This is a genomic window from Tissierellales bacterium (assembly GCA_025210965.1).
Classification (GTDB): domain Bacteria; phylum Bacillota; class Clostridia; order Tissierellales; family JAOAQY01; genus JAOAQY01.
This window is the reverse complement of the sequence record JAOAQY010000033.1, coordinates 1-6,491: the sequence shown is the minus strand read 5'-3', so window position 1 is coordinate 6,491 and position 6,491 is coordinate 1. Positions and strand designations below refer to the sequence as shown.

Genomic DNA, 6,491 nt, shown 5'->3' with positions numbered 1-6,491 from the left:
CCGCTAGATGTTATAAATGGAAAATTAAAATCAAAATCACGAAGAGGTGAATTTCTAGTTTTAAATAAAAGAATATCACCTTCGTGAATTAGAACTCTGTGTTCTTCTATATAATTTTTTATGACATCATCAGTGATTTCTACTATAGAAGCTGATAAATCAAATAGATAGCAAGAACCCATGAATGATTCTAAAGGATAATCTGATGCAACTTTGCCATTTGATATAGCATGTAGAGGAAAGTCTATGTGTGTTCCAGTGTGAGCATCTATGTGAAAACGACTTTCGTGCATGTTGTCAGAGTCATGGTTTAAAAGAGTCTCTATTTCGGGTTTTTTTAGTTCTTTATTTTTATAGACAATCATATTTTCATCTATAGGTATTGATATGTCATATGGAAATTTTATACTAGACATCGTTTGGACCTCGCTTTCCTGGGCTGTATATTTTAAGATATCTCCTATCAAGAGAACAGCATTCTAATAATTTATCTACGAATGTCCACGAAGCTTCAATTTCATCCCACCTAGCAAATAAAGTTGAGTCGCCATCAATTATGTCCGTTATAAGTTTTTCATAAGCTTCAGGACTGTGTATTAAAGTTTTACATGATTGACAATACTCCATATTTACACGATCAATTTCTAGTTCAAGGCCAGGCTTTTTTACATTCATTTCCAAAAAAACACCTTCAGACGGCTGTATTCTTATTATTAACCTGTTCGGAAATGTCTCTATTCCATCAGGAGTATATTTACTAGAGTGTGGCTTGAAATAGATTTCTATTTCAGCTTTTTTTTGATCTAATTTTTTGCCAGTTTCCAATATGAAGGGAACCCCTTGCCATCTATTAGTATCCACTGCACAACTTAGTTTTACGTAGGTTTCGGTTAGAGAATTTGGTTGAACTTGATCTTCTTTTAAATAACCTTCATATTGACCCAAAACTATATCGCTCTTTCCATTTATTTTGTGAAGTTTTAGATTCGACAAAACTTTAACCTTTTCATTTCTAATAGATTCAGTATCGAAATTTTTAGGAGGATCCATAGCTATTAGTGCTAGTATTTGTAGTAAATGATTTTGAACCATATCCCTAAGGGCTCCAGCGTTATCATAATAGCCACCTCTTTTTCCAACACCTACAGTTTCAAGAGCCTTTATGTGAATTTTTTCTATACCATTTTTACACCAAATTTCTTCGAATAACCTATTTGCAAATCTAAGAACCAATATATTTTGAATCATTTCTTTACCGAGATAATGATCAATTCTATATATTTGTTTTTCATCAAAGCATTCTCTCAATATGCGATTAAAAGATTTAGCGGTTTCTAAATTTTTACCGAAGGGTTTTTCGAAGACTACCCTGTGAAAACCTGAGTTATCTTCTAAAAGATTGTATGTTACTAGTCTTTTGGAAATTAATTCAAAGTATTGCGGTGCTACTGCAAAATAAAATAGTCTATTATTTTTGGTTCCATAAATACTATCTAATTTTTTTAGATGATTTGAAAGTGCTATATAGTGACTTTCTTCATTAAAATCTAGAGGAAAGTATCCAATGATTTTTGCAAATTTATTCCAAACATCTTCATCAAATGTAGAATCGTCATCTAGATAAGATTTGATTGATTCTTGATAGGTTTCTTTAGTATATTCTCGTCTTCCAACAGACAATACATAAAAACATTTTGGTAGTTTATCTTCAGCAAACAAATGATAAAGGGCTGGTATTAATTTTTTATATGCTAGGTTTCCAGTTCCGCCAAATAGTGTTAAAATACAAGGATTTTGACAACGACTCATGTGTATCACCTACTTTCTGTCAATTTTATGACCGCCAAACTCAGCTCGCAGAGCAGAGATTACTTTTTCTGAAAAATTATCATTATCTCTAGATTTGAATCTATTCAAAAGAGATAGTGATAAAACAGGGGTGTAAGCACTTAATCTAAGAGCTTCTTCTACAGCCCATCTACCTTCACCGGAGTCATTTACTTTCCCTTCTATATTTTCGAGAGAAGAATCTTTTTTGAAAGCTTCATTTGTAAGCCTCATAAGCAATCCTTCTATGATGGAACCATTGCTCCAAATTCTAGATATATTTTCGTAATCAAATTTGAATTCTGAGTGTTTTAAGAGATCGAAACCTTCACCGATAGATTGCATCATACCGTATTCTATTGCATTGTGAACCATTTTTACATAGTGTCCACTGCCAGAGACTCCCATGTATCCATATCCGCCATTTATGGAAATATCTCTAAAGAACGGCTCTAGAAGTGTAAATATACGTTCATCACCACCTATCATAAGGCAAGCACCATGTCTAGCGCCTTCTATGCCACCACTTGTTCCGACATCTAGAAAATGAATATGTTGCTCGTGAAGGTATTTACTTCTCCTCAATGTATCGTTGAAATTTGAGTTACCAGCATCGATCAAAATATCACCTGCTGAAAGATGTGGTAAAAGATTTACTATAACTTCATCTACTGCATTTCCAGATGGAACCATGATCCATATTTTTCGAGGAACGGCGAGAGATTTACAGAGAGTTTCATAGGAAGTTACAGAATCTACTCCTATCTCATTTAATTTTGATTTTTTTTCATTAGAACGCGCAAATGCTAATATTTCATGACCATTATCTATAGCATTTAAAGCAAGAGGTGTACCCATTTTTCCAGTTCCGATTAGACCGATTTTCATGATGAAGTCCTCCTTAAAATAAAAAATAAAGTGAATATATCTATCAATTCCCTACTTCTATATACCCCTAAGGTACAGCTATGAACAAATTTAGAATAAATTTATATAAAAGCTTGACAAATAATAGACAAGGTTATATTATGAGTATATACTCATATGCGTATATAAGGAGGGAATATGGAAAAACTAATTAAGATATTTAAAGTATTATCAGATGAAACAAGGCTTAGGATTGTGTCACTTTTAGCTGAAGGAGATTTGTGTGTGTGTCAAATATATGGAGTGCTAGAAGAGTCACAACCTAAAGTTTCTAAACATTTAGCTAAAATGAGAGATCTCGGTATAGTTAATATCAAGAAGCAAGAGCAGTATGTATATTATAGTTTGAATAGAGAATCTGAGACATATTCAATGATTTTTGATTTGATTTCAAGCCAGAGAGAAAGTATTGAGAGACTGAAAGATGACTATAAAAAGTTATACAAAAAAGATGAAATATTAAATAGTTGCAATCCAAGGTAATTTAGGGTTTTAACTAGAGGAGGGGTAGTATGTTTGATTGGTTGGATAAATTAGTTGAAAGCTTAGTAGTAGATATTATGGGAATTTCTATGGAGACTGGATTAGGTTCGGGTATTCACTTTTTTATCTACGATACTATAAAGATTATAATTTTACTTGGGATAATGATATTTGCAATATCATATATCAGAAGTTTCTTTCCAGTGGAAAGAACGAAAAAAATTGTTGAAAAAATTAGCGGTATAAAGGGAAATATAATGGCTTCGTTGCTGGGAATAGTGACACCATTTTGCTCTTGTTCATCAGTACCACTTTTTATAGGTTTTGTAGAAGCCGGTATTCCTATAGGAGTTACATTTTCATTTTTAATAACATCTCCTATAGTAAATGAAGCAGCATTTGCTATATTGCTAGCATCATTTGGATGGAAGGTTGCACTTTTGTATGTTATTACTGGAGTAGTAATTGGAGTTGTTGGAGGAATATTAATAGACAAATTGCACTTAGAAGATCAAGTTGAGTCGTATGTTTATGAAATTAAGATGGGTGAAACTGAAGTTGAAGAACTAAATCACAAGCAAAGAGTTAATTTTGCTATTCAAAATGTAAAGGATATAGTTAAGAGAGTATGGTTATTTCTATTAGTAGGAATAGGAATAGGAGCATTCATACATGGCTGGGTTCCAGATGATGGATTTTTTGCTCAATATGCAAACGCAGATAACCCATTTGCAGTAATAGTTGCAACTATAGTAGCTATACCACTTTATTCAAATGCACTCGGGATGATTCCAGTTGCAGAGGCTATGCTAATTAAGGGAGCTGGTCTGGGAACAGCGCTTTCATTTATGATGGCAGTGACAGCACTTTCAGCACCGGAAATGATTCTTCTTAGAAAGGTTATTAAGCCAAAACTAATAGCAAGTTTTGTTGCCATAACTGGAATAGGAATAGTACTTGTCGGTTATTTATTTAATGGAGTTGGGCATCTTATAATGTAGATAAATTTTAGCTTATGAATTTGGGTTATATTAAATATGATTTTTTGTGGCTTTGATTAAGCTAAAATGATTCTTATAAATTATGAAAAATTAGTTCAAGAGAGAAGAGGGGAGATTTTTTAGATGGGAAAAACAGTAAAGCTTTATACAATAAATGGATTTTTGGGTAGTGGTAAGACTACATTTTTAAAAGAGGTGCTTCAAAAAAATGAATCAGTGAAACTTGGAGTGATACAAAATGAATTTGGCAAGATGAGCATAGATGGAGAGTTACTCAAAAAAGATGGACTTGAAATGGTTGAGATAAATAGAGGATCTATATACTGCTCTTGTCTTCAGCTTTCATTTATAGAAGCGCTCAAGGAAATGGCAGAAAGGGAAATGAACTATGTTTTTGTTGAAGGGTCAGGCTTAGCAGATCCATCTAATATGGATGAGATATTAGATGCTCTTCATTCAGTGCACCCAGATGCCATGGATTACAGAGGCTCTATATGTTTAGTTGATGCTGCACAATTTTTGACTCAATTAGATGAAATAGAAACTGTTGAAAAGCAGCTTAAGCATTCGCAAATGGCTGTAATAAATAAAGTGGATTTAATAGATGCAGATGAGCTTTCAAAAGTAAAAGATGTAGTAAAGTCTATCAAAGAAGATATAATAATTCACGAAACTAGTTTTGGCAAATTGGATTTTAATTTTATGGAAGAGGATTTGCTAAAATTAAGTCCTATGCATTTTGATGATACTCACAATTCTGTAGACAATAAACCTAAAACTCTTCATATGACATTTGAAGGAAGAATTCCAAGGGATGGGTTTGATGCATTTATTCAAAGGGTAAAGAAAGATTGTTACAGAATAAAAGGTTTTGCTGAGTTTGAAAATGAAGGATGGATGCAAGTTGATGCAGTTGGTCCTAAGATTGACTATAAAGAATCAGATATACATGAAGATGGTGGAAGTATAGTATTTATATCTAAAATAGGACCTCAGGTAATAAAACCATTGTTTGCAGCATGGAAAGAAGAAATTGGAACAGATATGAAAGTTAGATAGGAAAAGCTAAGACTGAAAATATAGTTTATCATTATAAATGGAGGTGCCATAATGGAGATAAAAATATTGGGAAGTGGCTGTGCAAAGTGTGATGAGCAGCTGGAATATGTGCAAAAAGCACTTGATGAATTGGGATTAGAGGCAGATGTAGAAAAGGTAGAAGGGCTTAAAGATATCATGTCCTATGGAGTTATGAGTACACCGGCTATAGTAGTAGATGGCAAGGTGGTTTCAAAAGGACGAACTATAAAGGTAAAAGATGTAGTAAAGATACTAAAAAAATTATAGTAAAGAATTTGTGACAAATAACTGAACTTATGAGAGTTATTATAATTTTTATAAGTTCAGCTATTTTTGTTTTGTGTATGTTATGAAAGAGAGGGATTATAATGGAGAAAGTTAAAGTTGCATTTGTCTGTGTCCACAATTCATGTAGAAGTCAAATGGCTGAAGGTCTTGCAAAACATTTAGGCTCAGATATATTGGATGTATATTCTGCAGGGACAGAAGAATATCCTGAAGTCAAACCAAAAGCAGTTGAAGTTATGGAAGAGTTAGGAATAGATATGAGTGGACATAAACCAAAACTATTGTCGGATATACCTAGTGAAGTGGATATACTCGTAAAAATGGGTTGTAACGTTGTTTGTCCATATCATCCAAGCAGCAAAGAGGAAGACTGGGGATTAGAAGATCCATCGGGAGGATCGATTGAAGATTTTAGAAAATGTAGAGATATAATTAGAAAAAAAGTTGAAAATTTAATTGAAGAAGTTAGAAAGATGAGTTAGAGGGATTAGTCGAAATCAACAGTAACAGACCTTTTGCGTTAGAGTTCAAATGCAGAAGTGCTGTTACTGTTGTTTTCTTGCTTGTTTTTTTGTGGATTATGTGGATAAAACTGTGGCTAACTAAGACTTATCCACAAAAGCATGTGGTTATAAAACCGATAATTTAGGGAATTGTTGATATGTTGACAAAAAAATGTGAATAAAGTGGAGTATTTGGTGGTATGAGAATATGGCTGTAATTAGCTACTTATTGCCTATTTTCTGCTTTCTTGAAACACAAGGCATAGTTGCTACTTACATTCGAAAAAACTTGCAAAAAGCCCTTGCAAAAGATACTAGGGCTTGTTATACTAAGTAAGTCGCTAAGAGCTGACGCGGTACAAACGTCTAAATTTAGCGGATT

At 33.1% G+C, this 6,491-nt stretch carries 8 protein-coding genes; 5 read left to right on the top strand and 3 right to left on the bottom strand.

Annotated features, from left to right (window positions below):
- From N4A40_01935 to gnd, 3 genes are all read right to left on the bottom strand, one after another.
- On the bottom strand, positions 1 to 416 hold a 416-nt coding region (locus N4A40_01935), incomplete at its 3' end, for a cyclase family protein (protein MCT4660592.1).
- Entirely contained in the window at positions 409 to 1,809 is a 1,401-nt protein-coding gene (gene zwf, locus N4A40_01930) for a glucose-6-phosphate dehydrogenase (GenBank protein MCT4660591.1), read from the bottom strand. The genes zwf and N4A40_01935, both read right to left, overlap by 8 nt.
- A 9-nt stretch (positions 1,810 to 1,818) precedes the next feature.
- Positions 1,819 to 2,715 (bottom strand): decarboxylating 6-phosphogluconate dehydrogenase, encoded by an 897-nt coding sequence (gene gnd / locus N4A40_01925; protein MCT4660590.1) that lies wholly within the window; start codon positions 2,713 to 2,715, stop codon positions 1,819 to 1,821.
- 177 nt (positions 2,716 to 2,892) lie between these two features.
- Between gnd and N4A40_01920 the strand changes: the two genes are divergently transcribed.
- The 5 genes from N4A40_01920 to N4A40_01900 all read left to right on the top strand — a co-directional run bounded on the left by N4A40_01920 (position 2,893) and on the right by N4A40_01900 (position 6,088).
- Entirely contained in the window at positions 2,893 to 3,237 is a 345-nt protein-coding gene (locus N4A40_01920; protein MCT4660589.1) for a metalloregulator ArsR/SmtB family transcription factor, read from the top strand.
- A gap of 29 nt (positions 3,238 to 3,266) precedes the next feature.
- Positions 3,267 to 4,238: a permease gene (locus tag N4A40_01915; GenBank protein ID MCT4660588.1), complete on the top strand. Its 972-nt coding sequence runs from the start codon at positions 3,267 to 3,269 to the stop codon at positions 4,236 to 4,238.
- Between the two features lie 123 nt (positions 4,239 to 4,361).
- Positions 4,362 to 5,297, top strand: coding sequence for a GTP-binding protein (locus N4A40_01910; protein ID MCT4660587.1), 936 nt, complete (start codon positions 4,362 to 4,364; stop codon positions 5,295 to 5,297).
- 51 nt (positions 5,298 to 5,348) lie between these two features.
- Positions 5,349 to 5,585: a thioredoxin family protein gene (locus N4A40_01905; GenBank protein MCT4660586.1), complete on the top strand. Its 237-nt coding sequence runs from the start codon at positions 5,349 to 5,351 to the stop codon at positions 5,583 to 5,585.
- A gap of 101 nt (positions 5,586 to 5,686) precedes the next feature.
- Positions 5,687 to 6,088, top strand: a complete 402-nt coding sequence (locus N4A40_01900; protein MCT4660585.1) for an arsenate reductase ArsC — start codon at positions 5,687 to 5,689, stop codon at positions 6,086 to 6,088.
- The last annotated feature ends 403 nt before the right edge of the window (positions 6,089 to 6,491 follow it).

What these genes read in the sequence shown, in the direction of transcription:
- zwf (MCT4660591.1), bottom strand. Translation starts at nt 1,809, where the DNA reads ATGAGTCGTTGTCAAAATCCTTGTATTTTAACACTATTTGGCGGAACT.
- gnd (MCT4660590.1), bottom strand. Translation starts at nt 2,715, where the DNA reads ATGAAAATCGGTCTAATCGGAACTGGAAAAATGGGTACACCTCTTGCT.
- N4A40_01920 (MCT4660589.1), top strand. Translation starts at nt 2,893, where the DNA reads ATGGAAAAACTAATTAAGATATTTAAAGTATTATCAGATGAAACAAGG.
- N4A40_01915 (MCT4660588.1), top strand. Translation starts at nt 3,267, where the DNA reads ATGTTTGATTGGTTGGATAAATTAGTTGAAAGCTTAGTAGTAGATATT.
- N4A40_01910 (MCT4660587.1), top strand. Translation starts at nt 4,362, where the DNA reads ATGGGAAAAACAGTAAAGCTTTATACAATAAATGGATTTTTGGGTAGT.
- N4A40_01905 (MCT4660586.1), top strand. Translation starts at nt 5,349, where the DNA reads ATGGAGATAAAAATATTGGGAAGTGGCTGTGCAAAGTGTGATGAGCAG.
- N4A40_01900 (MCT4660585.1), top strand. Translation starts at nt 5,687, where the DNA reads ATGGAGAAAGTTAAAGTTGCATTTGTCTGTGTCCACAATTCATGTAGA.